Origin of the sequence: Paenarthrobacter sp. NyZ202, assembly GCF_049860755.1 — a bacterium.
In the GTDB taxonomy this organism is placed as follows: Bacteria; Actinomycetota; Actinomycetes; order Actinomycetales; family Micrococcaceae; genus Arthrobacter.
Genome location: NZ_CP187556.1, coordinates 2,839,695 through 2,864,844 on the forward strand (window position 1 = coordinate 2,839,695; position 25,150 = coordinate 2,864,844).

At 63.2% G+C, this 25,150-nt stretch carries 26 protein-coding genes; 4 read left to right on the top strand and 22 right to left on the bottom strand.

Annotated features, from left to right (window positions below; genetic code table 11):
* Positions 1 to 42: 42 nt before the first annotated feature.
* The 7 genes from ACPFL9_RS13175 to ACPFL9_RS13205 all read right to left on the bottom strand — a co-directional run bounded on the left by ACPFL9_RS13175 (position 43) and on the right by ACPFL9_RS13205 (position 7,541).
* The gene (locus ACPFL9_RS13175) at positions 43 to 378 is read right to left on the bottom strand and encodes a DUF3039 domain-containing protein (RefSeq protein WP_426003190.1); all 336 of its coding nucleotides are present in this window, start codon (positions 376 to 378) and stop codon (positions 43 to 45) included.
* An 8-nt stretch (positions 379 to 386) separates the two neighbouring features.
* On the bottom strand, positions 387 to 1,169 hold the full coding sequence (gene nagB / locus ACPFL9_RS13180; protein ID WP_426003192.1) for a glucosamine-6-phosphate deaminase: 783 nt from the start codon (positions 1,167 to 1,169) through the stop codon (positions 387 to 389).
* A gap of 77 nt (positions 1,170 to 1,246) precedes the next feature.
* Positions 1,247 to 2,818 carry a transporter gene (locus ACPFL9_RS13185; RefSeq protein ID WP_426003194.1) on the bottom strand — a complete coding sequence of 524 codons (1,572 nt, stop codon included), beginning with the start codon at positions 2,816 to 2,818 and terminating at the stop codon, positions 1,247 to 1,249.
* A complete protein-coding gene (locus tag ACPFL9_RS13190; protein WP_426003195.1) occupies positions 2,800 to 3,639 on the bottom strand; it encodes an ABC transporter ATP-binding protein in 840 nt (279 codons plus the stop codon). The genes ACPFL9_RS13185 and ACPFL9_RS13190 overlap by 19 nt, the downstream gene beginning before the upstream one ends.
* Before the next feature lie 40 nt (positions 3,640 to 3,679).
* Positions 3,680 to 4,780: an NADH:flavin oxidoreductase/NADH oxidase gene (locus ACPFL9_RS13195; RefSeq protein ID WP_426003197.1), complete on the bottom strand. Its 1,101-nt coding sequence runs from the start codon at positions 4,778 to 4,780 to the stop codon at positions 3,680 to 3,682.
* Positions 4,780 to 5,763: a tetratricopeptide repeat protein gene (locus ACPFL9_RS13200; RefSeq protein WP_426003198.1), complete on the bottom strand. Its 984-nt coding sequence runs from the start codon at positions 5,761 to 5,763 to the stop codon at positions 4,780 to 4,782. Before ACPFL9_RS13200 ends, ACPFL9_RS13195 begins: the two co-directional genes overlap by 1 nt.
* Positions 5,764 to 5,801: 38 nt before the next feature.
* Positions 5,802 to 7,541 (bottom strand): hypothetical protein, encoded by a 1,740-nt coding sequence (locus ACPFL9_RS13205; protein WP_426003200.1) that lies wholly within the window; start codon positions 7,539 to 7,541, stop codon positions 5,802 to 5,804.
* A 201-nt stretch (positions 7,542 to 7,742) separates the two neighbouring features.
* On the opposite strand from ACPFL9_RS13205, the gene ACPFL9_RS13210 reads away from it, so the two are divergent.
* Positions 7,743 to 9,035, top strand: coding sequence for an AI-2E family transporter (locus ACPFL9_RS13210; protein WP_426003202.1), 1,293 nt, complete (start codon positions 7,743 to 7,745; stop codon positions 9,033 to 9,035).
* Here ACPFL9_RS13210 and ACPFL9_RS13215 read toward each other — a convergent pair.
* Positions 9,032 to 9,826 carry an alpha/beta hydrolase gene (locus tag ACPFL9_RS13215; protein ID WP_426003203.1) on the bottom strand — a complete coding sequence of 265 codons (795 nt, stop codon included), beginning with the start codon at positions 9,824 to 9,826 and terminating at the stop codon, positions 9,032 to 9,034. The two genes, ACPFL9_RS13210 and ACPFL9_RS13215, sit on opposite strands and share 4 nt — an antisense overlap.
* Before the next feature lie 19 nt (positions 9,827 to 9,845).
* The gene (locus tag ACPFL9_RS13220; protein WP_426003204.1) at positions 9,846 to 10,190 is read right to left on the bottom strand and encodes an ATP/GTP-binding protein; all 345 of its coding nucleotides are present in this window, start codon (positions 10,188 to 10,190) and stop codon (positions 9,846 to 9,848) included.
* A 49-nt stretch (positions 10,191 to 10,239) separates the two neighbouring features.
* On the opposite strand from ACPFL9_RS13220, the gene nucS reads away from it, so the two are divergent.
* From nucS to ACPFL9_RS13235, 3 genes are all read left to right on the top strand, one after another.
* Positions 10,240 to 10,935, top strand: coding sequence for an endonuclease NucS (gene nucS, locus ACPFL9_RS13225; protein WP_426003205.1), 696 nt, complete (start codon positions 10,240 to 10,242; stop codon positions 10,933 to 10,935).
* A 45-nt stretch (positions 10,936 to 10,980) separates the two neighbouring features.
* A complete protein-coding gene (locus tag ACPFL9_RS13230; RefSeq protein ID WP_426003207.1) occupies positions 10,981 to 12,237 on the top strand; it encodes an N-acetylglucosamine-6-phosphate deacetylase in 1,257 nt (418 codons plus the stop codon).
* A 269-nt stretch (positions 12,238 to 12,506) separates the two neighbouring features.
* Positions 12,507 to 12,710 (top strand): cold-shock protein, encoded by a 204-nt coding sequence (locus tag ACPFL9_RS13235; RefSeq protein ID WP_018776337.1) that lies wholly within the window; start codon positions 12,507 to 12,509, stop codon positions 12,708 to 12,710.
* A gap of 168 nt (positions 12,711 to 12,878) precedes the next feature.
* Here the strand turns inward: ACPFL9_RS13235 and ACPFL9_RS13240 are convergent, their stop codons facing one another.
* The 13 genes from ACPFL9_RS13240 to ACPFL9_RS13300 form a co-directional block, all read right to left on the bottom strand.
* The gene (locus tag ACPFL9_RS13240; RefSeq protein ID WP_426007569.1) at positions 12,879 to 15,344 is read right to left on the bottom strand and encodes a phosphatidylglycerol lysyltransferase domain-containing protein; all 2,466 of its coding nucleotides are present in this window, start codon (positions 15,342 to 15,344) and stop codon (positions 12,879 to 12,881) included.
* A 32-nt stretch (positions 15,345 to 15,376) separates the two neighbouring features.
* On the bottom strand, positions 15,377 to 16,675 hold the full coding sequence (locus tag ACPFL9_RS13245) for an alpha/beta hydrolase (RefSeq protein ID WP_426003209.1): 1,299 nt from the start codon (positions 16,673 to 16,675) through the stop codon (positions 15,377 to 15,379).
* Positions 16,676 to 16,680: 5 nt separating this feature from the next.
* Positions 16,681 to 17,112, bottom strand: a complete 432-nt coding sequence (locus tag ACPFL9_RS13250; protein ID WP_426003211.1) for a DUF2550 domain-containing protein — start codon at positions 17,110 to 17,112, stop codon at positions 16,681 to 16,683.
* A gap of 10 nt (positions 17,113 to 17,122) precedes the next feature.
* Positions 17,123 to 17,407, bottom strand: a complete 285-nt coding sequence (locus tag ACPFL9_RS13255; protein ID WP_364158459.1) for a F0F1 ATP synthase subunit epsilon — start codon at positions 17,405 to 17,407, stop codon at positions 17,123 to 17,125.
* Position 17,408: 1 nt separating this feature from the next.
* The gene (gene atpD, locus ACPFL9_RS13260; protein ID WP_426003212.1) at positions 17,409 to 18,860 is read right to left on the bottom strand and encodes a F0F1 ATP synthase subunit beta; all 1,452 of its coding nucleotides are present in this window, start codon (positions 18,858 to 18,860) and stop codon (positions 17,409 to 17,411) included.
* A 77-nt stretch (positions 18,861 to 18,937) separates the two neighbouring features.
* Positions 18,938 to 19,828: a F0F1 ATP synthase subunit gamma gene (locus ACPFL9_RS13265; RefSeq protein WP_426003213.1), complete on the bottom strand. Its 891-nt coding sequence runs from the start codon at positions 19,826 to 19,828 to the stop codon at positions 18,938 to 18,940.
* A gap of 76 nt (positions 19,829 to 19,904) precedes the next feature.
* Positions 19,905 to 21,542: a F0F1 ATP synthase subunit alpha gene (gene atpA, locus ACPFL9_RS13270; RefSeq protein ID WP_426007570.1), complete on the bottom strand. Its 1,638-nt coding sequence runs from the start codon at positions 21,540 to 21,542 to the stop codon at positions 19,905 to 19,907.
* An 83-nt stretch (positions 21,543 to 21,625) separates the two neighbouring features.
* Complete coding sequence (locus ACPFL9_RS13275) at positions 21,626 to 22,453, bottom strand: F0F1 ATP synthase subunit delta (protein WP_426003215.1); 828 nt, start codon at positions 22,451 to 22,453, stop codon at positions 21,626 to 21,628.
* On the bottom strand, positions 22,453 to 23,007 hold the full coding sequence (locus ACPFL9_RS13280; protein ID WP_426003216.1) for a F0F1 ATP synthase subunit B: 555 nt from the start codon (positions 23,005 to 23,007) through the stop codon (positions 22,453 to 22,455). The genes ACPFL9_RS13275 and ACPFL9_RS13280 overlap by 1 nt, the downstream gene beginning before the upstream one ends.
* 50 nt (positions 23,008 to 23,057) lie before the next feature.
* Complete coding sequence (gene atpE / locus ACPFL9_RS13285; protein WP_011775261.1) at positions 23,058 to 23,276, bottom strand: ATP synthase F0 subunit C; 219 nt, start codon at positions 23,274 to 23,276, stop codon at positions 23,058 to 23,060.
* Positions 23,277 to 23,359: 83 nt separating this feature from the next.
* Complete coding sequence (gene atpB / locus ACPFL9_RS13290; RefSeq protein WP_426003217.1) at positions 23,360 to 24,160, bottom strand: F0F1 ATP synthase subunit A; 801 nt, start codon at positions 24,158 to 24,160, stop codon at positions 23,360 to 23,362.
* An 81-nt stretch (positions 24,161 to 24,241) separates the two neighbouring features.
* The gene (locus tag ACPFL9_RS13295) at positions 24,242 to 24,577 is read right to left on the bottom strand and encodes a hypothetical protein (RefSeq protein WP_426003219.1); all 336 of its coding nucleotides are present in this window, start codon (positions 24,575 to 24,577) and stop codon (positions 24,242 to 24,244) included.
* Positions 24,564 to 25,055, bottom strand: coding sequence for a hypothetical protein (locus tag ACPFL9_RS13300; protein ID WP_426003220.1), 492 nt, complete (start codon positions 25,053 to 25,055; stop codon positions 24,564 to 24,566). The genes ACPFL9_RS13295 and ACPFL9_RS13300 overlap by 14 nt, the downstream gene beginning before the upstream one ends.
* Between the last annotated feature and the right edge of the window lie 95 nt (positions 25,056 to 25,150).

Sequence of the window (25,150 nt, forward strand, 5' to 3'; positions counted from 1 at the left end):
GGCGGTGGTAATCAGAGGGGACCTTGTTGTTCTCCCCACCCACTACTTGGAGTTGCCCGGGCCGCTGTTTCCGCCGTCGTCACCGGGACGGAGGCCTTCGTAGATCTCCTTGCATTCCGGGCAGACCGGGAATTTCTTGGGATCCCGCCCCGGGGTCCAGACCTTGCCGCAGAGCGCAATCACAGGCTCGCCGGTCATGGCCGACTCCATGATCTTTTCCTTGCGCACGTAGTGCGCAAAGCGCTCACGGTCGCCGGGCTCCACTTCCTGGCGCGTCTCTTCGCGCTCAATGGTGGCGGTGGACGTTCCGGCTCCGGAAAGCTCGCGCATGGGGTCGTTCTCGAATGGATCCGGAGGAAGCGTAGTCATGGCATCCATCCTACCGTCTACAGCCCCTGCCACTCCGGCTTGTTGTCGTAGGTGTGGCGGTAGTAATCGGCCAGCTTGAGCGAGGATGCGGCGGCTTCGTCCACCAGAATCGTCGCGTGCGGGTGCATCTGCAGGATGGAAGCGGCACAGATTGCCGCGACCGGACCTTCGACGAAATCCCTGACAGCCTGGGCCTTCTGAGCTCCCGTCGCTACCAGGATCACGTGCCGGGCATCCATGATGGTGCCCAGCCCCTGCGTGACGACATGGTGGGGCACATCGTCAATGGAGTCGAAGAAACGGGCGTTGTCCTTGCGCGTCTGCTCGATCAGGGTCTTGATGCGCGTCCGCGATGCCAGCGAAGAACCGGGCTCGTTGAAGCCGATGTGCCCGTCCGTACCAACACCCAGAATCTGCAGGTCCACGCCGCCGACGGCCTTTATTGCGTCCTCGTACGCCTGGCATGCCGCTTCGAGATCCTCGGCTGCACCATCGGGGCCGTGGACGTTTTCCGGCTTGATGTTGACTCGGTTGGTGAACTCACGCCGAATGACCTCACGGTAGGACTCCGGATGCCCTGTTTCCAGGCCAACATATTCATCCAGCGCAAAGCCATGCGCCTGGCTGAAGTCCAGGCCGCCGGCCTCGTACCGTCGAGCCAACTCATCGTAGATGGGGAGGGGGGAAGAGCCCGTGGCAAGGCCCAGCACGGCGTTGGGCTTTCGACGGACCAAGGCCTCGATGGCATCGGCCGCCAGGGCCCCGATCTGCTTGGTACCGGGGAGAATAACAACTTCCATCGTCTACGGCCTTCCTAGTAAAAATGAGCTCAGTGCGAGGTTATCCCATGTCCGACCTATGCACTATTGTTACGGATTCAGCGGTTCACGCTGAGCTGCGCGAACATTTCCGGCCCACGCGCATCCAGCCATTTTCCGCCCAGGCGAACTCCTGCAACGAACAGCACGGTGCCCAGCACCGGCCCCACCACCAGGTTGATCCAGCCGGCTTCCGGGCTGCCGGCAAAGAGCTGCACTGCCACGAAAGCCAGCTCCGGTATCAGCAGGACCGTCAGCACGCCCATGCCTATGGCCTGCACCGCCAGCGTCTGGGCCACGTTCCCCGGAGGCTTCTTGAACGGGCTGTCCCCCGGCAGGGGAACAGCTATGTTGTAGCGTGCCGAGAGCACCGAGGACAACCCCAGTCCAGTAAAGAGCGTTCCCAGTGACAAGCCGAGCAGGTTCGGCAGCCACTCCCAGGAACCGGTGACGAACAGCGGGCCCACAGTGAAGACCACAACAACCGGCAACGATATAGCCAGGCATGCCAAGGCCCTGCCCAGCCTGTCATCGATACCGCGCACTCCGGCTGCCAGGTGGAGGGCAAAAGCGGTGTTGTCGTAGGAAACGTCGGCGCAAATGGCCCAGGCCATGATGAACGCCGTCAGGGGCCCCAGGATCATCAGGGTGCCGTAGCTGCCTTCCTGCGATCCTGCGAAGAAAAAGATCACCGGCAACAGCGGGACCACTACCAGGGACCCGGCATAGCGGGGATCCTTCAGCCAATAAATCAATGCCCGTGCGGCCACCGCGCCTGCCGGAGTAGCAGGCAAAACGCCGAAGAGGCCGGGTTTCCCACCCCTCTTCGAAGAGCCTCCGGAGTAGGGCGGAGTGACCAGGGCACGCTGCAGGAGCAGGTGCCAGCACCAGAGAAGGACCGCGATGGTGCCGGCGGCAATAAGCGCCTTAAGCCCCGCGCCCGCGTAATCCCCGGCATCCAGCGAGCCGCCGAGGGACCAGGCGGCACCAAGCGGCGTCCATGCGACTGTCCGCGCGAGCACGGGCAAGTAATCGGCGCTGCCCCGCACGCCGTCAATGATCCCCACCATGATCGGTCCCATGAGCATCAGCGGGATGAATACCACGATGCTGCTGACATCCTTGAAGCGCCGTGACGAAGCCAGCCCGGCAGTGGCCGTGGTGACGACTTTGGACAGGACTACACATGTCAGGGCACCCAGCAGCCCGCCAAGCAATGCTCCTGCCACGGCAGGGACGCTTCGCCACCAGGTGCCTGCAGTACCCAAGGCTGCGAGCAACGTGGCGATTCCGGGGACGCCGATGAAGCCGGACAGTGCCAGGCCCGCCAGGAGCTGCCGGGGCGGCACGGCAAACCCGGTGAAACGGGAAGGATCAAGGGTCATGTCCGCAGCTGAGGCGACGAGCGGGATAATGGCCCAACCCAGCACAGTCGCGGCACCGCCGAGCACCACGACGGTCTGGGCAACGCCGGCATCAGCCCAACGCAGTGCCACCAGGCCGCCGATGACAAGGGACAGCATGCCCAGGGCATACAGGAGGCCCAGCCCTATGCCGATCAACTGCAACGGGCTCCGTTTGAAGCCATTCAGCAGGAGACGCCACTTCAGGCTCAGAAGGTGCGCAACCATTCCAGTCCTTCCGTCCGGTGTCCCCCGCCTACCAGCTGGACAAAGCGTTCCTCCAGGGTCGAACCGCCGCGGACCTCCTCGACAGTACCTGCCGCCAAAACCCGCCCGGCGGCCACCACGGCCACGTGGCTGCACATGCGCTGGACCAGGTCCATGACGTGGCTTGAGACGATGACCGTGCCACCGGATGCCACATAGCTCTCGAGGATGCCGCGGATGTTGGCAGCAGAGACCGGATCCACCGACTCGAACGGCTCATCCAGGACAAGGAGCCGTGGCGCATGGATCAGGGCCGAGGCCAAAGCGATCTTCTTGGTCATGCCCGCCGAATAGTCGACCACCAGCGAGCCCGCATCGGCTTCAAGGTCCAAGGCAGCCAGGAGTTCGCCCACCCGTGAGGCGACGACGTCGCGCTCCATGCCGCGCAGGAGCCCCGAATACGTGATGAGTTGCTCGCCCGTCAGCCGGTCGAACAGGCGTACGCCGTCCGGCAGCACACCCATGAGCTTCTTGGCGGCGAGAGGTTCGCGCCAGACGTCCACACCGTGAACCAGCGCCGTTCCGAAGTCGGGCCGCAGCAGGCCGGTGGCCATGGACAGCGTGGTGGTCTTGCCTGCGCCGTTGGGACCCACCATGCCGTAGAAAGAACCGGCCGGTACCTCGAGGCTGACGCCATCGACGGCGATCTTCTGCCCAAACCTCTTGGCCAGGCCCCTGATCGAAAGAGCCGCGGGCCCGGCAAGGGAGCCGTCCTGGGGGACGTAGGATGCGGGGCCGGTGGGCGGTTGGGCGGGCTCGGGCTCGTGGCTTGGTTCCGTCATGGCACCAGCCTAGCCGGGCTGCGGGCGCGCGGGGGGCGGCCTAAAAACTATGGCGTGGCTTGGCCCGTTGGTACTGCGGAGCCCAGGGAATGTCGTGTCCCAGTTCGTGGGCAGCCCGCAACCACCAATGGGGATCCCGCAACGCTGCCCGGGCCATGAAGACTGCATCTGCACGGCCGTTGGCCACAATATCTTCAGCCTGCGCCGGAGTAGTCAGAAGTCCAACAGCCCCGGTGGGAACACCGGCCTCACGCTTGACGGTCTCCGCGAAGCCCGCCTGGTACCCGGGAGCGGGACGGATCGACTGGTGGGCCACTGCTCCTCCGCTTGATACGTCCACCAGGTCCACGCCCCGCCCGGCGGCCTCCTTGGCGAGCCGGACGGAGGCATCCAGGTCCACGCCCCCTTCTGCCCAGTCCGACGCCGAAATCCTCAGCAGCAGCGGCATGGAGTCCGGTATGGCAGCACGGACAGCGTCAATGACTTCCAGCATGAGCCTGTTCCGGTTGCCCTCACTGCCGCCCCAGTCATCCGTCCGGGTGTTGATGAGGGGACTCTGGAACTGGTGGAGCAGATACCCGTGGGCGCCATGGATTTCCACGGTGTCGAAGCCGGCCTCCACTGCGCGGGCGGCAGCGGCGGCAAAGTCGCTGATCACACCACGAATGTCCGCTTCGGTCATGGCCACGGGTGCTGCGTAGCCCTCGTAGGACCCGGCGGAAGGACCCACGGTGGGCCAACCGCCGTCGGACTCCGGAACCGAACCGGAGCGTTCGGCGAACGGCCAGTACGTGGAGGCCTTGCGGCCGGCATGCGCCAGCTGGACACCGATCCTGCAGTCGACGGCGCCGTTGCTGTGCACGAAGCCGACGATGCGTTGCCAGGCCTCGGCCTGCGCATCCGAATACAGCCCGGCATCCCTCGGACTGATCCGCCCGGCGGCGTTGACCGCCGCGGCTTCGGTGAGGATCAGGGCAGCACCACCTGCAGCGAACGAACCCAAATGCATGAGATGCCAGTCATGGGGAACCCCCTCTCCCGTTTCCGGGCCGCAGCTGTACTGGCACATGGGCGAAACCCAGCCACGGTGCGCAATGGCAAGGGAACGGAGCTGGAGCGGGGCAAAGAGGGCGGACGGCACTAGAAGAGGACCCTCGCCAGCCCCTGCCGCGCCTTCGCCACCCTTTCATCGGTCGTACCCACGACCTCGAAAAGCTCCAGCAGCCGTACCCGTGCAGTCTCCCGTTCGGGACCGAAGTTCCTGCCAATAAAGGAGATAATGCGCTGGAAAGCGTCCTCGATGTGCCCCCCGGACAGATCAAGGTCCGCCACCATGAGCTGGGCGTCGAGGTTGTCAGGTTCCTCGGCCGCCATGGTCCGCAGGTTTTCCGCCTCCGGTGCTGTGAGCTTCTCCAGGCGGGCCATGAGCTCCACCTGCGCCAGGCCGGCCTTGGCATCAGCATCGGCGGGTTGTTCAAGCAGGGCCTGCTTGTAAGCGGCTTTTGCGGCCTCGTAATCGCCTGCCTCGATGGCATCCACGGCGGCCTGGTGAAGTGGGGGAAGCGGTGCGGTTCCGGCCTCGCCCTCCTGCGGAGCATCGCCGATGGTTCCGGTGACGCCGTTGGCGGCAGCGACCTTCAGGAGTTCTTCCACAAGGCTGCGGATCTGTTCGTCGTCAGCCGGGCCCTGGAACAGCGGAACGGGCTGGCCCTTGACCACTGCAACGGCTGTGGGGACTGCCTGCACCTGGAATGCCTGGGCGAGCTGCGGGAAAGCGTCGACATCTGCCGCCGCAAGCACCAGCCGGCCGTGATAGCTGTTCACTACCCGTTCTGCGGCATCGAGCACGGCGGGTGATTCAGCCGCGTAGCGCGACCAGAGCAGGAACAGCACGGGGATCTGGGCGGACAACTGCACCAGGTCCTGGAAGTTGGTTTCCGTGGCATCCACGCGGAGCGGGGCGCCTGGCGCCTCACCGCCGGCGGGCGCGCCGGGATCACCCGGGGCTTGCGGCGTGGGCGGCTGGGCAGGGGCCGGACGGCGCAGCGACGAGAGGTCGACGGCGCCACGAAGGTTGAGCTGGCTGGCAGCGGCTGGAGTGGGTCGGTATCCGGGCGAACTCATACCGTCCACTCTAGCCGCTGCCGTGCACAGGCCGTGGCTTACTTGAAGCTGGCCCCTACCAGTCCACGCGTGGCCGCCACGAGCCTCATGGGATCACTGGAACCTGCCGGCGGAATGTAGATGGCCACCGACTCTGCAAAGTTGAGCACCATGCCCGTAGTGGTTTCCTTGCCACCGGCAAAGACCGCTGAGTCGTCTTCAAGGATCAGCTTGTCACCGGCGGCCTTCGGGGTGCCTTCGAATGCGAAGTTCAGGCGTCCTACCACCAGGGCGCCGCCATCGGCTGTGCGCAGGACAACTGTCTGGTTGTTGACGGGCGTGTGCGAGAACTTGAAGTTGGCGCTGGTGCCGTTCTTCACCGTGTCTGCCTGGTAAGTCAGCGCACCGGCAATGTAGGGCGACGACTGGCCATCGGCCAGCTTGCTCCGGTTGGGCGAATCGGGAGTCGTCAGCATTTCACCGAGGATCCCCAGTGCCTCGTTGCCGCTGTAGGCCAGTCCGGTCTTGTCATCAGCCGACACCGGGGCGGTTCCGTCGCGCGGGACCGGGAAGGACGGGAAGTTGGTTCCCGGCTGCAGCGGAGCAGTGCCCCACAGCTTGTAGTTTTCGCGCGGCGACAACTGGACCAGCGTCAGAACCTGCGGAACGACGTTTCCGTCACCCTGCGTGAGGGCGAAGACCGTGCGAGGCCAGTCTGTCTTGGTGCTGATGACGCTGCTCTGCAGCTTGGTGGCACGTACCGGCATGCGGGCCTCGTAGGCCGAAACAGCCGAACGGATCTTGTAGTTCTGCGTCCGGACCTCAAGCTCCATCTTGTCCACGCGGGGTGCAAGCTTGGCTGCGTCCTTGGCGGCATCGGCGGCGTCAACGGTGCTGGCCACCTGCTCAAGGATGCGCTGCAGCTGCGATTCGAGCATGACCGGACGGGCAGCGTCGTCCCCGGCACTCGCCGAGGCAGATGGGCTGGGGGTAGTGGTCGCGTGGGCCGCCACCGCGGTACCGCCCACGAGGACCGCAACAGTCGCCGCTGCTACGGCACTGATCCGGAGCGTGGAACCTTCGGCACCTGCACCGCGGCGCTTGGCGGCGTCGTCGGCCGGGGTCACTGGCAGCGCCGTAGTCTGTCCCTCGCCGCCGCCGTGCGTGTCATCGTCATGCCGGCGGTTGCTGATCGCCTTGGCGACGAACGGAAGGGCAGCGCCTACCAGGATGATGATGATGCCGAGCACGATCAGGGGCACGGCCCAGGGGGTGGTTGCGTTGTTGGGGAACGTCATGGAAATCGACGACGGCGCGGGCTGGGTTCCGTCGCTGGCCACCAGCAGGGACCACTCGCCCTCGGCAGGTGGGTTCCATGTGTAGTCAAGCTCGCCGCTGGCGTCCTCCGTGTTGACCCAAAGGTCGGAGCCAACCGGCGACGGTGCCGTCGGTTCACCGTCAGCAGACTCCACTTCCAGGGACTTCTGGTCTTCGGACACGCCCTTGACGGTGGTGTGGGCAGTGTTGCCTACCCAGGCGTCCACATCACCGGGACGGCCGGTGGCAACAATGAAATTGCCTTCGCCCTGGATCTTGATCTTTACCGGCCCGTCATGCCGGGCAATCAGCTCCTGGTCGATCACCGTCAGCGGGGACGCCTTGGTGTCACCGGGCGTAGAGGCCGTTACAGTCTCAGCGGGAGCCCAGAAGGTCAGCTGGCCAATGCCGGCCAGCATCGTCAGCAGGCCCAGCAGCACCAGCAAGGCTGCAGTCTTCAAACGCACAGAATCACCTATCATCAGCGGTCGTTGAACTTCAAGGGTAACCGTTTTGTTATCAAAGAGTCAGATCGGCGGAAAAGCACGGACACGCCGAAAACCCCGTAATGGCGCCGACAGAGGGCGATTACGGGCTCCTGATAGTGTGGCGATGATCATGATATCGGGGCAAGCAACCGCCAATATCGGCAAGCATCCGCGTAGAAAAGGCAGCATAACCGCGTGAAAGACCACATGGAGTCCCAACCCGTCGAAGAGCCGGGATCAACCGCGGAGAATGCGCCCGTGGACGGGACCTCCGCAACGGTCCCGGTCCGCACCGGCCGCATGGCTGCCTTGGCCCGCCGTCTCCGGCAACCCATTCCCGGTGCCAGGACCAGGGTCCGCTTCGAAATGCCCCCTGAAGAAGAGGCCGGCACCTCCCTGGAGGCAATCGGCACGGACGACGACCACGGCTTCGGAGCCCCCGGGCCGCGGATGTCCTCCCAGCATCCGCTGTATGTGGGCTTTATGGGCACTGCCGGGGTGGGCGTTGCCCTGCTGGTGTTCTATATCGCCAGCAACACCACCCAGCTGCTCTTGTGGATCGTCGCCGCCTTGTTCATCGCCCTGGGCCTGGACCCCGTGGTCCGGTGGTTGGAAACGCGGAAGTTCCCCCGCCCTGCAGGCATCCTGATCTCGCTGACAGTCCTGGTCCTGGCCGTGGCCGGGTTCTTCGCAACGCTTATTCCCACGATCGTGGAGCAGGTCTCGGAAATCGTCCGGCAGGCCCCTGATTGGATCCGCAGCTTCCTCGACTCCGACTTCTTCCGGACTGTGGACTCCCAGTTCGGCGTCCGCGACCGCATCACCACTGAACTGGACAAATTCGTCAAGGACCCCGAAGCCATGGGCGGCATCTTCGGCGGCGTGGTGGGTTTCGGTTCCACCGTCGCCAACGGCCTGTTCGGCACGCTGATCGTCCTGGTGTTGAGCCTGTACTTCCTTGCCGCGCTGCCATCCATGAAGAAGTGGGCGTACAGGCTGGCACCGCGCTCACGCCGGCCACGGGTGGAAGCCCTGTCCGAGGCCATCACGGACTCGGTTGGCAACTATGTGATCGGGCAGGCCTGCGTTGCCCTGCTCAATGCTTTCTTCGCGTTCATCGTCATGAGCATCCTCGGCATACCTTTCAGCGTGCTGCTGGCCTTCGTCGTGGCACTGCTGGCGTTTATTCCGCTCGTGGGCGGCTTGATCGCCGGGGTCGTGGTCATCCTGGTGGCACTGACCGCAGGCTGGCAGACCGCGGTCATTTACGCGATCGCCTACTTCGCCTACCTCCAGTTCGAGGCCTACTTCATTTCACCGCGCATCATGCAACGCGCCGTGGCTGTGCCGGGAGCTGTCGCCGTGATCTCGGTGATCGCAGGAGGCAGCCTGCTGGGCGTGCTTGGCGCGTTGATCGCCATTCCCACGGCAGCTGCGATCATGCTGCTCATCAAGGAAGTCTTCATCGCGCGGCAGGACCGGCACTAAGCTCCCGCTACCGGCCCCGCCCAGACCCGCGGCAGGCCGTCCACGCCCGCGCCCGCCTCAGTGACGTCGTCGACGATCTCATCCAGGACGCGCGCCGCGTACTTCTCGCCCACCCAAAGATGCTTGGCGCCGTCGACGCCGACAAGCCGGGCCTGGGGTACGAGGCTGAAACGCCGGGCTGCTTCGGCAGGCTGCAGGTAGTCGTCATGCTCCGGCACCAGGACCGTGAGCGGCTTGCCTGACGCCGCCCACTCTTTCAGGTGCACATCGGTTGCGCGGTGCAGCGGCGGTGACAACAGGACGGCGCCTTCGACCGCCGGCGCCACCGGCTCCGTTGCGCCGTACATGAGGGCCAGTTCGGTGCCGAATGACCATCCCACCAACCAGCGGTTGGGCAGCCCGCGGTCGACGGCGAAGCGGACTGCCGCTTCAACGTCGTACCGTTCTCCCACGCCTTCTTCGAACACCCCCTGGCTGGTTCCCCGGGGCGAGTGGGTACCGCGCGTATTGAATCTCAGTACTGCAACCCCGGCCAGGGCAGGCAGGCGGTAGGACGCCTTGCGGTACACATGCGAGTCCATGAAGCCGCCGTGGGTCGGCAGCGGATGGAGGGTGATCAGCGTCGCCGCGATGTCTCCCGACTCAGGCACTGCCAACTCCCCCACAAGGACCTTGCCGTCTTCGGTGGTGAACTCGATGTTTTCGCGGCGTGCCGGCAGCACGGTGGATGCCCTGATCTCCGCGGGGACATCCGGCTGGGTGAAAACAAAGGAGGCAGGGTCGAAATTCATGCACCCAAGCCTAAGCGAATCAGCGGTAGCGGTAGGTCCGGGACGTCCAGCAGTTGGTGTGCCAGTGCCGCCGCTCTGCCAACCCCGCAGCCTGGCCGAACAGGTGGCTGTCGTTCCACACCACCAGATGCGCAATGCCCGGCATGATCGCAGTGGAACAACCCGGGCAGATGTACTGTTTTTCCGCCTGGCGGGCCGTCATGGTGCGCACCATCCAGTCCCCGTCAGGCGCGCTTTCGCGCCGGGCAATCCCCGCCCTGGCACGCTCCAGGTCCAGCTCCGGAACCGGGTCCGTCCACTTGCCCGCGGACTTGCCGGACCGCGCGCTGGAGGGGCTGCGGCGGGGGCGGTTGGAGCGGGGCATACCTCCATTCTGCCCCAGCCCACCACCGCCAAGCGGTAATGTGGGGCGGGTGCGACTTGTCATAGCCCGTTGTTCTGTTGATTATGTTGGCCGCCTCAAGGCCCACCTGCCCCTCGCTACCAGGCTCCTGCTGGTCAAGGCGGACGGATCGGTGCTGGTGCACTCGGACGGCGGGTCATACAAGCCGCTTAACTGGATGAGCCCGCCCGCCACACTGCGCGTCACCACCCCTGAGGAAACAGAGGTGGAAGAGGGCGTGGTGGAACAGTGGACGGTCCAGTCCGCCAAGACGGATGACCGGCTCATCATCAACATCTACGAATCGCTGCACGACACTTCCCATGAACTCGGCACAGACCCCGGGCTCATCAAGGACGGCGTGGAAGCCGACCTGCAGCGTCTGCTGGCCGAGCAAATTGAGACCCTGGGCACCGGATACTCCCTGATCCGCCGGGAGTACTTCACCGCCATTGGACCGGTGGACATCCTGGCCCGCGACGCCCACGGCACCACGGTGGCGATCGAACTCAAGCGCCGCGGCGACATTGACGGCGTGGAACAGCTCACCAGGTACCTGGAGCTGCTCAACCGTGATCCCCTGCTGGCACCCGTTCGCGGGATCTTCGCGGCCCAGCAGATCAAGCCCCAGGCCAAGGTGCTGGCCAACGACCGGGGCATCGATTGCGTCACGCTGGATTATGACGCGATGCGGGGCGTGGATGACAGCGAGTCCCGCTTGTTCTGATTCCGCCCTTCGGGCGTTGTGCCACAGGCCACTAGAATCACAGTCATGACTGCCGCAGACCGATTTGTGTCCTCTTCCGCGCCCAGCCACCAAATCCTGACCGGAACACTTATCAGTGACGGGGTGGTGACGGAGGACGGCCTCCTGGCCATCGAAGGTGACCGGATCGCCTTTGCCGGCCCGGCAAGGGACTTCGATCCCGAAGCCTTCGAAGGTTTCGGCAGCGCCGTCCGCCTGGGTGTTCCCAGCGGCAGCTACCTCCTGCCGGGCCTGGTGGACGTGCACTGCCATGGTGGAAACGGCGGCGATTTTCCGGGCGGGGACGAGTCGTCTGCGCGGAAGGCTGCGGACTTCCTGCACCGTTCCGGAACCACGTCCTTCCTGGCCAGCATGGTCACGGCCTCGCGCGAGGACCTCCTGCGGGGGATCGGGCTCTTCGTGAAGCTGGCGGACGAAGGGCTGGTGGCCGGTATCCATCTTGAGGGTCCGTTCCTCTCGCATGCCAGGTGTGGTGCACAGAATCCCGACTTCCTGCTCGAGCCGGACCTCGATCTCATGAACGAACTTGTCGCAGCTGCTGCCGGGAAGCTCGCCACCATGACCTACGCACCGGAGCTCCCCGGAGCCTCGGCCCTGGTGGACCTCATGACGTCGCACGGAGTGACGCCGTCCCTGGGCCACACGGACTGCGACGACGCCACTGCGGCCGCGTCCCTGGCCGCAGCCCGCGAGGGCCTTGAGTCTGCAGGGTTCGACGGCGTGAGCTCGCTTCCGACCGTCACGCACCTGTTCAATGGGATGCCGCCGATGCACCATCGGGCTCCGGGGCCTGTGGCGGCTTGCCTGCGCACGGCACAGGAAGGAAAGGCCGTGGTGGAACTCATCGCCGACGACACCCATCTGGATCCCAGCACCGTTGCCACTGTTTTCCAACTGGTGGGCGCCAACAACATCGTGCTCGTGACGGACTCCATGGCGGCAGCCGGCTTGTCGGACGGCAACTACATGCTCGGCCCCTCCCCCGTCACGGTCAGCAATGGCGTTGCAACGCTGGATGCCACGGGGTCCATCGCGGGCGGCACGGCAACGCTGCTGGAGGTGGTCCGCAAAACCGTCGCAGCGGGGGTGGCACTCCCGGATGCCATCTGCTCCGCCACGGCGGTCCCGGCGGCTGTCCTTGGCCTCTCGGACGAGGTGGGCGGCCTGCGGCGGGGGCTGCGCGCCGACGTCGTCATCACTGACCAGGAGCTGGGCCTGACTTCTGTGATGCGCAACGGAGAGTGGCTGCACCAGGCGCAATAGCGTGTTTGTGAATTACCGGCAGCACGTTACCTTCTTTTTACCGAAAATTTTCCCGAATTGCCTAAAAGACCGTTGACCTGCGGCACGCCGCATGAAAGTGTTGTAGCAGTCTTTGTGTAGGTGGTTTTCATGCTCGCAAGACGAGTTGCGAGCGTGAAGCTCCTGCGAAACCAACCGGGCGCCCCCCGGCAGGAATCCGGAACTTCTCGCGAAGTAACAAGGCCGGTACGAGGTGTATCGGACTGCTGTTTCGTAATGAGGAGAAATACATGGCACTGGGAACCGTCAAGTGGTTCAACGCTGAAAAGGGCTTCGGCTTCATCACCCCGGACGACTCGGATGGGGACGTGTTCGTCCACTACTCCGAGATCCAGACCGGTGGCTTCAAGACCCTCGACGAGAACCAGCGTGTTCAGTTCGAGATCGGCCAGGGTGCCAAGGGCCCCCAGGCAACCGGCGTTACCGTCGTCTAGCATGACCCGCTGAAACCGCATCCGGTTTCGCATCCAGTGATGGCCCCGGCTTACGCCCGGGCCATCACTCTTTAAGCAGCAATGCCTGATTTGTCTGATATTTCGACAACCCTGTTACAAACAGTGAAGAAATACGTATTATCGGCATTCTTAATATGGGTTGATAAATCAACCAACCAAGCTCCGGAGGAGCCGGGCCGAATGTCGCACGGACAAACCCGGGAGGTACGCCCGGGTCAATGCGCGGCCCATTGCCGGAAGGTCAAGGGGATCCTGGTAATACATGTACAAGGTCCGGTAGTCGGGCTTGAAGCGTGATTTGAAGGACGCCAGGGACCGGAAGCCATAAACGGGTTCCAATGCCTGTCCCACGACGTCCAGAATCCCCGCCAAACCCTCCGGCCGCTGGTCGCCGTCCTCCTGGTCCCGGGCCAGGGGCGAGCCTGAGAGGGAAATGACCTCCACCGATGTCCGCAGATGGAGAATCGCAGAGGCAATCAGGAATTCCATGACCCCGGGGAAGCCGTCACCCCGTCGCCGCATGAAATCCAAGGTCCAGCTCACAACCTCGCCATTGCTGTAGACGGGCAGCCAGCTGGTGACGCCGTACACCAGTCCCTCTTCATCCACGGCGGCGCAGACCAGGACATCGGGATCGTCCAGTTCGTCCAGGCCACCGAGGGTAAAGCCCATCTCGGGGACACGTTTCTGTGCGGCCCACTCTTCGGACACCTCTGTAATCTGTGTCCGGATGCTGTGCGAAAGTTCACCATACCGGCCCCACACCGGAGCGATCCCCATCTTGCCTGCACGGTTGAGGGCAGTCCGGACGTTTTGCCACTCCTTGCCGCGGAATTCCAGCCCCTTGACCATCAACCGTGTCTCCTGGGCCACGGGCACGCGGCGGAAACCCCGTCCCTTGAGCAGGGGCCACAACTCGTCGGTGCACGAATAGAGGCATGGCACCAGCGCATGCTGGGAGCAGTATTCGAGGAAGCCTTGGATCGTCACGGCACGGTGCGCGGGATTCCCCAGCGGTCCGGCCAGCGTCAAGGCCACGTGGCCGTGCTGCTGGTATGCAACGCACCCTGTCCCCTGCTGGTTGAACCAGTACTTGTTGGGTTCCCAAAGCGCCATCCAGGACAGGGAGTCCCCGCCCTTCTTCACCAGCGCGCGGGCGTGGTCCCGCCCCTCGTGGTCCAATCCCCCGGCATGGTTCCCGCGGAGCAGGAGGATCCATACCCCCAGCAGCGCCACCAGCCAAAAGAACGTTCCTGAATAGGAGAACAGAAAGACTTCCAAGGCACCACGCTCAGCGAAAACCTTGCGGTAAACCCCAGGAAGTGGAACAGGCAGGTACTGCCGGGCGAGTTCGGCACCCAGGCCCAGCAGGCCGCCGTCGCGCGTCATGCCGCCGGCCGCGAACCACGCAACGGAGTACAACAGCGCCAGTCCGCCGCCGGTTAAGCCCACCAGCCAGAAGACCCTGCGGGTGAGTGCGCCTGATGACCGCACACGGAAATGACCACGGTAGGCAAACAACAGCACCGCCAAAGCCAGTGGTACGAGCACCAACGGAATAACGTGGGCAACTGCGGAGCCCAGCGTGCTGCCATGGGGACGGACAACCGGGAGCGGCATGCGGGCGAAGAGCCCCAGGTACACCGCCGACAGGCCGACCACCACCAACTGCACGGCAATGGCAATGCCCAGCGCCAAGCGCCGGCCACGCCGCATGCCGTCCGCACAGATCAGCAGGAGGACCACCGGGACCACCGCCAAGGCAAGGCCCAAGGGACCTGTGTAACCCTGCCGGCCCAGGTCCAGGCAGGCCACATCGATGGTTCCGCCGCAGCTCTCTTCCAATTGGCTCAGCGTTGGCAGGGGGTTGAGGATGACATCACGCAGCAGGGCCAAGGGACCCGAGGGACTCTTTGCTGCGGCCGTGAGGATCGGCCCCACGGCAAAGATCGCCATGGTCAGCGCCAGCAGATTGCGCACTTCCCTGCCCGTGGAGCGGTGAAGGTGCAGGTGCCCGTGGGTACTCTGCATCCACCAGCCGGCACCAAGCCCGATCAGGGCGCCCAACAGCCCCACCACCGTTTCGGCATGGCCGATGTACAGGACAAGGAGAATGGCCACGGACAAGGCGACCGTCCGCAACCGGCGCTGCCACAGGGTGGGCATCAGGGCACTGGCCGCCAACGCCGTGGCTATCAACGCACCATAGGGTCCGATCAGGCGCTGGTCCACCATCCTCGACAACCAGCCGTCATCTGCGACGCGTGCCACTTGGGTAACCGTCAGGAAAGCTGCAACGCAGGCGAACTGCGAACCGAAGAACATCACGGCTGTCCGCAGGAAACCCAGATACCGTTCGGCAATCCCCAGGAGGAACAGGATCATCAGGACAGCCGTGGCAAAGGCCAACGCATTGGTTGTGAAGAAGAGCGAGGTCCACAGCGACCACCACTGACCCGAGCGCAATCCCGACAGGGAGACACCCGCCACCGGTAGCCATGCCTCCGGCGGACCGGAGAGGAAGCTGCCGGACACTATCGAAACTGCAGCAAACAGGATCAGCACGGCGGTCGTCAGCGGAGTGGCCCGAAGATGCCTGGCGGTCAACCGCATCGCCGGTACCAGGACGCCCTTCACCGCAAGGTTCACCTGGTCAGTCCCCACCTGGAGGAAAGAAAGGACAACGCCCCGGGCATGCTGCGCACTACCGCATCCCACGAATGTCCGGCGTGGGGGATGGAATGCTCCTCGACGGTGAACCCGGCGTCCCTCGCGGCATCGGCAAGGACGTGCATGTACCCGGTGAACTCGGTGTCCGACACACCTGCCGTCAGGTACATGCCGCTGTCCGGGTAAGTCCGTTCCCGCATCAGAACCAAAGGCGTTCCCGCTTCAAAGGCCGCGACATCGCCCTCGAAGGAATCGGCAATGGTTTTGTGCCGGTCTTTAGCCAAAGCCGGCTCCTGCTCAGCGGCGAAAGCCAGCACCGAGGTAAACAACTCCGGATGGCTGGTGCCCATCTGGACCGCGCACGTGCCACCGAAGGAGAACCCGCCAACACTCCATTGACCCGCGTCCGTGGACACATCCAACGTTGCTGCGATCCAAGCAGGTACATCCCGGGACAAATACGTACCGGCCTTGGCAATGCGGCTGTCCATGCACATGGTGTTGGCACTGCCGGAACCGTTGGGGTCCACCACCACGGTGACCGGTGCAAGGCCGCCATGCGATTCGGCAAACCGGTCCATTTGCGACCGGAGCTGCCCTCCTGTCAGCCAGTCCGCCGGACCACCCGGCTGGCCGGAAAAGAGCACCAGTACAGGCAAAGCGGGCCGGGGTTCCGTTTGATAGGCCGGCGGGAGATAAATATAGGCCTCGCGTGCCGCGAAACCGGAAACTGTGCCGGGAATGGCCGCCTTGCGAAGGACACCGCCGCGTGGCATCGCATCAGGAGTTTTCCACGTTGAAACCGGTACCGGTGCCTGTGCCGCGCTCCCCCGCTGGAGGCCCGGCTCCAGCGGCTGGATTCGGGCTACGGCCGTGCCCAGGAGGTCGGAAACCGTATTGTTCAGCCCGAAATACAGATTCACCTGGACTACGCAGAGCAGCACCACGCCGAGCATGGCTGCCACGTTGGCCCAGCGGAGCTTCCAGCCGGATCGGGGAAACTTCGCAAGACACAGCAGGACGGCCGCCACCGCAGGGACAGACCATACAAGGGTTTCGAACGGAAGATTCTCCGAAAAAACCGCGAGCACGTCAACAAGGAGCCAATGCGCCAACGCAACCATGCCCACGGCTGCACCCAGGCAGGCCGGCACCACCAGCAGCCAGGAACGCGTGCGCCGCCACAGCAAACAGGCCGCCCCGGCTGCACCGCACGCGATGCTGAACCATAGGAACGGCCCATCTACGAGACTGAGGTCCGACAAGAAGTCCATGGCGCCTAACGCCAGGTTCCGACGCCGATGACCGGCCCTGCTTCAAGCCACGAGGACAGGCCGGCATAAGCGTCGAAGTTCATGGCGAGCATGAACTTGTTGCCCTCGTACTGCAGTTCGACCACTACGACACCGGGCTGGACCCGTACGAGTTCGTCTTCCGTGGGTTGCCGCCTACCCAGCAATTCGAGCGAACTGCGTTTGAACCGGTGCTTGGGGATGACGCTCAGGGACATCAAGCGGAACCACTCAAGTTCATTGTCCTGATAACGACAAACCCCCATCTGCCAGCTGTGACCAGCCGTGCAAATGGAGGCGTCGACTGTGCCCAGGGCGCGCCGCAGATTGAAGCGGCGCACCCCGAAAAGGCACAGTGTGAAAATCAGCAACGTAAACGCCGTTGCCAGGGCGATGAACGGAATAAAGGAATCGTCCATCTGGGTCTTGCTATCGGATCCCCGCTGTAGCCGCTTCGCCCAGGTGGGCGTTGTCAGCAACAATGACCACGCGATCGTTGTCAACGGAGAAGAAACCGCCGTCGACCTCTACCGCAATACGGTCACCGGAAACCGGCTGGATTGCCAGCTCGCCCGCGGCCAGGATGGCCAGGAGGGGCGAGTGGCCCGGCAGGATTCCGATTTCACCATCGCTGGTGCGGGCCTTCACCATCTTGGCCGCGCCGGACCACACGAAGTGGTCCGCTGCGACAATCTCAACCTCAAGCTCAGCCATATTACTTGGTCTGTTCCTGGATCTTGGCCCAGTTGCGCTCGACGTCATCCAGGCCACCGACGTTGAAGAACGCCTGCTCTGCGATGTGGTCCAGCTCGCCGTCGCAGATGGCGGTGAAGCCTTCCACGGTGTCCTTGATGGACACGGTGGAGCCTTCGACGCCGGTGAACTGCTTGGCGGTGTAGGTGTTCTGGGACAGGAACTGCTGGATGCGGCGTGCACGCGACACGACGATCTTGTCCTCTTCGGACAGTTCGTCAACACCAAGGATGGCGATGATGTCCTGGAGTTCCTTGTTCTTCTGCAGGATCTGCTTCACACGGACAGCCGTGTTGTAGTGGTCCTTGCCGATGTACTGGGGGTCCAGGATTCGGGAGGTGGACGTCAGCGGGTCAACGGCCGGGTACAGACCACGGGAGGCGATTTCACGGGAAAGTTCCGTGGTGGCGTCCAGGTGTGCGAAGGTCGTTGCCGGAGCCGGGTCGGTGTAGTCGTCAGCAGGGACGTAAATGGCCTGCATTGACGTGATCGAGTGGCCCTTGGTGGAGGTGATGCGCTCCTGGAGCAGACCCATCTCGTCAGCCAGGTTCGGCTGGTAGCCCACTGCGGACGGCATACGGCCGAGCAGTGTGGAAACCTCGGAACCGGCCTGCGTGAAGCGGAAGATGTTGTCGATGAAGAGCAGCACGTCCTGGTTCTGCACATCGCGGAAGTATTCCGCCATGGTGAGCGCGGACAGGGCAACGCGCAGACGCGTTCCCGGCGGCTCATCCATCTGGCCGAATACAAGGGCGGTGTCCTTGAGAACGCCGGCCTCTTCCATTTCGACCCAGAGGTCGTTGCCTTCACGCGTACGCTCGCCAACGCCGGCGAATACCGAGGTACCACCGAAGTTACGGGCAACACGGGTGATCATTTCCTGGATCAGAACGGTCTTGCCCACACCGGCGCCGCCGAACAGACCAATCTTTCCACCCTTGATGTAAGGGGTGAGGAGGTCGATAACCTTGATACCGGTCTCGAGCATCTCCGTGGAGCCCTCGAGGGAGGCAAAGCTCGGGGCCTTGCGGTGGATCGGCCAGTAGGCGTCAGCCTTGATCTCCGATTCAGCAACGTCCAGGGGCTTGCCGAGAACGTTGAAGATGTGGCCCTTGACGCCGTCACCGACGGGGACGGAGATCGGGGCACCGGAGTCCTGCACGGTGGTACCGCGGACGAGACCGTCGGTAGCCTGCAGGGAGATGGCGCGGACGAGGTTGTCACCCAGGTGCTGGGAGGTCTCGAACGTGATGGTCTTGGTCTGGCCGTTGAGCGTTACCTCGGTGGTCAGGGCGTTGTAAATCTCGGGGATTGCGTCAGCCGGGAATTCGACGTCGACAACCGGACCAATAACACGGGCAATGCGGCCGGTGGCACCGGCCGTTGCTACGTGTTCGGTAGCAGTGGCAGTCATCTCTCTCACTTCACTCAGTAGATGGCGTGGGGTTAAGTTTATCTGTTTGGTGCAGGTGCGGCTTCGCGCCTGACCAGCTAGGACGCGAGGGCGTCGGCGCCGGCCACGATCTCGGAAAGCTCCTGCGTAATTTCGGCCTGACGGGCCGTGTTGCGAAGGCGCGTGTACTTCTTGATCAGTTCCGTAGCGTTGTCACCGGCCGACTTCATGGCCCGCTGGCGGGCAGCAAGCTCGGAAGCAGCGGCCTGCAGCATGGCTGCGAAAATGCGGGACTCGATGTAACGCGGAAGCAGGGCGTCGAGGACCTGCTCGGTTTCCGGCTCGAACTCGTACAGCGGCAGCAGCTCGGATTCCGAAGCCGCTTCCTCTTCGACGACCTCCAGCGGGAGCAGACGGATGACCGTGGGCTCCTGCGTCACCATGGACTTGAAGCGGGTGTAGACGACGTGGATCTCATCCACGCCACCCTCTTCGTAGCTGGTGGCGAAGTCTTCGAGGAGTGCAGCGCCGATTTCCTGGGCTGTTTCGAATTCCGGTGCATCCGTTCCGCCGGTCCAAACGCGGGTGTAGTCACGGTTGCGGAACTCGAAGTATGCCTGTGCCTTGCGGCCGACCAGGTACGACTTGACTTCCTTGCCCTCTGCGTGGAGAAGCTCAACGAGGCCTTCGGCCTGCTTGAGCACGCTGGCAGAATAGGATCCTGCAAGGCCGCGGTCCGATGTGACAATCAGGACTGCGGCGCGGCGGATCTGCTCCGGCTCGGTGGTCAGCGGGTGGTCGATTTCGCTCTGAGTTGCGACAGCAGAAACGGCACGGGTAATCGCGTTCGCGTAAGGCAGTGAAGCTGCTACGCGGGCGCGGGCCTTACCGATGCGCGAGGTAGCGATCAGTTCCATCGCCTTGAAGATCTTGCGCATCGACGTCGTCGAGCTGATCTTCTGACGGTAGACCCGAATCTGGGCTCCCATACTTATCCTTTCCTAAGTTCCCGACGTACTGCCCTGCCGGGGCCCTTCCGGACCCCGGCAGGGCAGTTCATCGAAACTAGCGCTTCTGCTTGACGATCTTTTCCTGGTCGACGTCGCCGCCGGAGATCGCTTGGTGCTCCTCGTGTCCGGCGCCAACCAGTCGGTTGTCGCCCTCACCGAAGAAGCCCTTCTTGAAGGAGACAACGGCTTCCTTCAAGGCTGCGGCGGTGTCGTCATCCAGGACGTTGGTCTGTGCCAGCGTGGTCAGGATGGAGGACTGGTGCTTGAGGTGCTCAAGGAACTCGGATTCGAAACGGCTGATGTCTTCAACCGGAACGTCGTCCAGGTAACCGTTGGTGCCTGCCCAGATGGACACAACCTGGTTCTCCACCGGGAACGGCGAGTACTGGCCCTGCTTGAGCAGTTCCATCAGGCGTGCGCCACGGGTGAGCTGCTGGCGTGAAGCAGCGTCAAGGTCCGAGGCGAACATCGCGAAGGCCTGCATGTCGCGGTACTGTGCCAGGTCCAGCTTCAAGGTACCGGAGACCTTCTTCATGGACTTGACCTGTGCAGCACCACCCACGCGGGAGACGGACACACCCACGTCAACAGCGGGACGCTGGTTGGCGTTGAAGAGGTCCGACTGGAGGAAGATCTGGCCATCGGTAATGGAGATCACGTTGGTCGGGATGTAGGCGGAGACGTCGTTTGCCTTGGTCTCAACGATCGGCAGACCCGTCATGGAACCTGCACCGAGCTCGTCGGAGAGCTTTGCGCAACGCTCAAGGAGGCGGGAGTGCAAGTAGAAGACGTCACCCGGGTAAGCTTCGCGTCCCGGCGGACGGCGCAGCAGCAGGGATACGGCGCGGTAGGCTTCGGCCTGCTTGGACAGGTCGTCGAAGATCACCAGGACGTGCTTGCCGCCGTACATCCAGTGCTGGCCGATGGCCGAGCCGGCGTAGGGTGCAAGGTACTTGAAGCCTGCGGGGTCGGATGCCGGAGAAGCCACGATCGTGGTGTACTCCAGGGCGCCGTGGTCCTCGAGGGTCTGACGGACGGCTGCGATGGTGGAAGCCTTCTGGCCAACACCGACGTACACGCAGCGGACCTGCTTGTTGACATCCCCCGAGGCCCAGTTGGCCTTCTGGTTGATGATGGTGTCCACGGCGATGGCGGTCTTGCCGGTCTGGCGGTCACCGATGATCAGCTGGCGCTGGCCGCGTCCGATCGGGATCATGGCGTCGATTGCCTTGAGGCCGGTCTGCATCGGCTCGTGGACGGACTTGCGCTCCGTCACGCCGGGTGCCTGCAGTTCCAGCGCACGGGTGGTTTCGGCCTTGATCTCGCCAAGGTCGTCGATCGGCTGGCCCAAGGGGTCGACAACGCGGCCCAGGAAGGCGTCGCCAACCGGAACGGACAGGATCTCACCGGTACGGTGAACTTCCTGGCCTTCTTCAATACCGGTGAAGTCACCGAGGATGATGACACCGATTTCGCGGACGTCGAGGTTCTGGGCGAGGCCCAGGGTGCCGTCTTCGAAGCGAAGCAGCTCGTTCGCCATGACCGAGGGAAGACCCTCAACACGGGCGATGCCGTCACTTGCGGTGGTCACACGACCAACCTCTACGCGCTCTGCGTTACCGGGTTCGTAGGACGCCGCGAACTCGTTCAACGCATTACGGACGTCGTCGGCGTTGATGGTCAATTCGGCCATCTGCAGTCCCTGCTCTCCTGTTTCGTGATCATCGTTGCTCACGATGACCGGGTTTTCTATCAGTTGTGTTGTGCTTGGTCTGGCTAGCCAGCGAGCTGACGGCGGAGTTCGGTCAGGCGGGCGATCACCGAAGCGTCGAGCACTTCATCGCCCACCTGGACACGGATTCCACCAATCAGGGTGGGGTCAACAGTGACGTTGACCTTGAGTTCGCGGCCGTACAGGGCATCCAGCCCGGCCTGCAGACGGCTGGCCTGCGTTTCCGTCAACGGACGGGTAACGCTGACAGTTGCAATCCAGCGCTGCTGACGCCTGGCTGCAAGCTTGGCGAAGGACTCGACGAGCTTGCTCGGCTTGACACCACGCGGCTGCGTGACGGCCTGGCTGATGAGAACCTTTGCTTCCTCGCTGATGCCAGGAACAAGTTTCTCGGCCAGTGCCACCTTTGCCGCGGCGGATGCCTGCGGCTCAGACAGAGCACGCTGTACCTCGTGGCTGGAAGCGACGACCTGGTTGAAGGCAAACAGATCGTTTTCCAGCTCTTCCAGCCCCGTGATACCGGAGGCAGAAACTGCCGACTTGTTTTCAGCTACCGCAATGACAACCGTGGCGGCAAGAGTCTCGAGTGCATCGCCGATATCGCGTGCGGAGGCCCAGCGCGAGCTGGCCAATCCACCTGCGATTTCAGCAGCATCAGCGGAGACTTTTCCGCTAACAAGCTGCTTGACCAGCGCCGACTTCTCGTCTCCGCTACGGGAAGGATCAGTCAGGGCGCGGCGCAAGCCAGCCGAGCTGTCCACCGTTCCCAGGATTCCGAAGAGGTCCTTAGCCAACTGCAGCGACGCCAGGGGAAGCTTGGATTCCAACTGGGCCAGCGCTGTGGTCAGCGATTCGCTCGATATACCTGCCATTACTTAGCTGCACCTGCGTTCTGGGTCTCCAGATCGGCGAGGAAGCGGTCCACGACGCGGGCTGCGCGCTCGTCGTCGGTCAGTGCTTCGCCAACGATGCGGCCGGCAAGCGTGGTTGCCAGGGTGCCAACCTCGGAGCGGAGGGACACTACTGCGGCCTGACGCTCGGATTCGATGGCAGCGTGTGCCTGTTCCGTGATGCGTGCAGACTCGGCAGCAGCCTTGGCCTTCAGGTCAGCGAGGATCTGGGCGCCTTCGGCGCGTGCTTCTTCGCGGATACGGTTGGCCTCGGCACGGGCATCCGTGAGCTGCTGCTTGTACTCTTCGAGTGCAGCAGAAGCTTCTGCCTGGGCCTGCTCGGCCTTGGCAATGCCACCTTCAATGGCTTCGGCGCGCTCTGCGAAGGTCTTCTCGAACATCGGGACAACAAACTTGACCACGATGTACATGAGGACCGCAAAGCCGACGAGGACGACACCCATTTCCCAGACATTGGGCATAAGGGGGCTGACCGATTCGCCTTCAGTGGCGGCTGAGATGATCAGCTGATTCATATTTCACCCGTCCTATCTACTCGTGCTTGGAATTCGCTTGGTTCTAAGGACTAGGAAAGAACGAAAGCGAAGACGAGGCCGAGGATGGCGAGAGCTTCAGTCAGTGCCAGACCCAGGAACGCGATCGGCTGCAGCACGCGCTGAGCTTCCGGCTGACGTGCAACACCGTTGATGTAAGCGGCGAACACGAGACCCACACCGATACCACCGCCGATGGCCGAAAGACCGTAGCCGATGAGGTTGAGGGAGCCGTTGATGGTGCCTTCCATTTTTTCTTCCTTTCAAGATGCCGCCAGTGCGGCAGGTTGTTTGGGTTGCTTCATCCCCGCAAGGGGAAGTCTTTGTTGGGTGCCTAGTGGCTGTCGGCGTGCAGTGCGCCTTCGATGTAGATCGCTGTCAGCAGCGTGAACACGTAAGCCTGCAGGGCCATGATCAGGGCTTCGAGCATGTACATGGCGACGGCGCCAACCAAGACCAGGACCGAGGCACCCTTGAGCAGGACGTTCTCCTGCATGACAAGGAACTCGATGCCGGAACCGGCGAGCATCACGATCAAGTGACCGGCCAGCATGGTCGCGAACAAACGGAGGCTGTGCGTGACCGGGCGGACCAGGAAGTTGGAGATGATTTCGATCGGGACGACGATCGGGAGGATGTACCACGGCACGCCGGACGGTACGGTGGCCAGCTTGAAGTACTTCAGGCCGTTCTTCTTGATGCCGATGATGATCCAGGTGAAGTACACGATGCCGGCAAGCACATAGGCGCCGCCCACGTGGGAGAAGCTCGGAAGCTGGATCAGCGGGATGGCACCGTAGATGTTGTTCAGCAGGATGAAGAAGAACAAGCTGAACAGCAGAGGGACATACTTGATGAAGTCCTTGCCGCCGATGATGTCCTTGGCGATGCTGTTACGGACAAAGCCGTAGGCCATCTCGCCGGCGAACTGCAGTTTGCCGGGAACCAGCTGCTGCTTGCGCGCGGCAAGGATAAAGAAGGTGGCGATAATAACGACCGAAAGGATCACCAGCAGCATTTGCTTGGAGAAGCCGTCGTGTGCACCCCAGGGCAGGATTGCCGGCAGGTGCATTTCGTCGATTCCGGGCGGGGTGAATGACCCCGAATCCTGGGCGGGGAGCGCAAGCGCGATCAACGCGTTTCCTCTCTGCTGTGTCCATCATTGGGCATTGGGTGGAAGGTGGACACAGGCAGTGCATCCAATTTCCGTGTGAAATTATGTGGCATTACTGTCCCCGTCCGTGGACGGACCGCTGTCTGCGTTGCTCCCGCCAGCCGAAGAACTTGGTTTGGTGAGGCCGTGCATATGGGAAAGATAGAACCCTCCTGCGGCTCCCAGCAGAGCGCCAAGGAGCACAATCCAGCGGGTCCCCCACAGATTATCCAGACCCCAGCCTATCAAACTCCAGACAATGATCCCGCCAATGATGTAGCTGAAGACGGCGATGCCGGCGTTGTAGCCGCCATCGTTTCCGGGCTCGGCAGAATCATTGGTTTCGCGGGTCTGAGGAGCCGGGGCGGAGTGGCTGGTGCGGCGCTTACGCAGTGGCATCGGGTTTACCCTCCTGGTCTGCGGAATCGTTGTAGATCTGCAGGCGGGCTTTGCTGAATCCGTAAATCTCTGCGGCTTGCCAGAACACGACGCACACCACGGCACCGATAAGGAACCAGCGGTGGTGGAGCCATTCCGGCGCACCTGTCAGGAAAAGAACCACCGCGAAGCCGATCACTTTGACGAAATACGTCGCAACAAAGAGGCCCACGGCACCGGAGGGATTGTTCCTGCCGACGAAGTGGCCGATCAGAAGGCTGATCGCAAAGAAGACCATGACCAGGGCCGAGCCGAACGCTGCCGAGAGCGCTCCGGTTCCGCCGTTCAAGACCGCTGCCACCACGAAGGTGGCCACGGTTGCGGCAGAGGCCGCCAGCGTGCTCAGCCGGAGCAGGCGCAGCCATAGTGAGGAGGATGGTCCGGAAACTCCAACACCACGTCTGCCGGACGGGCGTCCGGTGTTGGCGTTGGATGTCATGGGGATACCAATCCTCGTGGCAAGGGGTGCCATATTCTCAAAGTGGGGAAACGGGCGAGTGAATGTCCGCAGTAAGAATTCTACATGAGATAGAA

Excerpts from the sequence above, each read along its gene's own strand:
- ACPFL9_RS13200 (WP_426003198.1), bottom strand. The coding sequence starts at position 5,763 with ATGAGTTCGCCCGGATACCGACCCACTCCAGCCGCTGCCAGCCAGCTC.
- atpD (WP_426003212.1), bottom strand. The coding sequence starts at position 18,860 with ATGACTGCCACTGCTACCGAACACGTAGCAACGGCCGGTGCCACCGGC.
- ACPFL9_RS13215 (WP_426003203.1), bottom strand. The coding sequence starts at position 9,826 with ATGAATTTCGACCCTGCCTCCTTTGTTTTCACCCAGCCGGATGTCCCC.
- ACPFL9_RS13250 (WP_426003211.1), bottom strand. The coding sequence starts at position 17,112 with ATGGACGATTCCTTTATTCCGTTCATCGCCCTGGCAACGGCGTTTACG.
- ACPFL9_RS13230 (WP_426003207.1), top strand. The coding sequence starts at position 10,981 with ATGACTGCCGCAGACCGATTTGTGTCCTCTTCCGCGCCCAGCCACCAA.
- ACPFL9_RS13220 (WP_426003204.1), bottom strand. The coding sequence starts at position 10,190 with ATGCCCCGCTCCAACCGCCCCCGCCGCAGCCCCTCCAGCGCGCGGTCC.
- ACPFL9_RS13235 (WP_018776337.1), top strand. The coding sequence starts at position 12,507 with ATGGCACTGGGAACCGTCAAGTGGTTCAACGCTGAAAAGGGCTTCGGC.
- ACPFL9_RS13275 (WP_426003215.1), bottom strand. The coding sequence starts at position 22,453 with ATGGCAGGTATATCGAGCGAATCGCTGACCACAGCGCTGGCCCAGTTG.
- ACPFL9_RS13245 (WP_426003209.1), bottom strand. The coding sequence starts at position 16,675 with ATGGACTTCTTGTCGGACCTCAGTCTCGTAGATGGGCCGTTCCTATGG.
- ACPFL9_RS13205 (WP_426003200.1), bottom strand. The coding sequence starts at position 7,541 with ATGATAGGTGATTCTGTGCGTTTGAAGACTGCAGCCTTGCTGGTGCTG.
- ACPFL9_RS13255 (WP_364158459.1), bottom strand. The coding sequence starts at position 17,407 with ATGGCTGAGCTTGAGGTTGAGATTGTCGCAGCGGACCACTTCGTGTGG.
- ACPFL9_RS13240 (WP_426007569.1), bottom strand. The coding sequence starts at position 15,344 with ATGCGGTTGACCGCCAGGCATCTTCGGGCCACTCCGCTGACGACCGCC.
- ACPFL9_RS13185 (WP_426003194.1), bottom strand. The coding sequence starts at position 2,818 with ATGGTTGCGCACCTTCTGAGCCTGAAGTGGCGTCTCCTGCTGAATGGC.
- atpA (WP_426007570.1), bottom strand. The coding sequence starts at position 21,542 with ATGGCCGAATTGACCATCAACGCCGACGACGTCCGTAATGCGTTGAAC.
- ACPFL9_RS13300 (WP_426003220.1), bottom strand. The coding sequence starts at position 25,055 with ATGACATCCAACGCCAACACCGGACGCCCGTCCGGCAGACGTGGTGTT.
- atpE (WP_011775261.1), bottom strand. The coding sequence starts at position 23,276 with ATGGAAGGCACCATCAACGGCTCCCTCAACCTCATCGGCTACGGTCTT.
- ACPFL9_RS13190 (WP_426003195.1), bottom strand. The coding sequence starts at position 3,639 with ATGACGGAACCAAGCCACGAGCCCGAGCCCGCCCAACCGCCCACCGGC.
- ACPFL9_RS13295 (WP_426003219.1), bottom strand. The coding sequence starts at position 24,577 with ATGCCACTGCGTAAGCGCCGCACCAGCCACTCCGCCCCGGCTCCTCAG.
- nagB (WP_426003192.1), bottom strand. The coding sequence starts at position 1,169 with ATGGAAGTTGTTATTCTCCCCGGTACCAAGCAGATCGGGGCCCTGGCG.
- ACPFL9_RS13280 (WP_426003216.1), bottom strand. The coding sequence starts at position 23,007 with ATGAATCAGCTGATCATCTCAGCCGCCACTGAAGGCGAATCGGTCAGC.
- ACPFL9_RS13265 (WP_426003213.1), bottom strand. The coding sequence starts at position 19,828 with ATGGGAGCCCAGATTCGGGTCTACCGTCAGAAGATCAGCTCGACGACG.
- ACPFL9_RS13175 (WP_426003190.1), bottom strand. The coding sequence starts at position 378 with ATGGATGCCATGACTACGCTTCCTCCGGATCCATTCGAGAACGACCCC.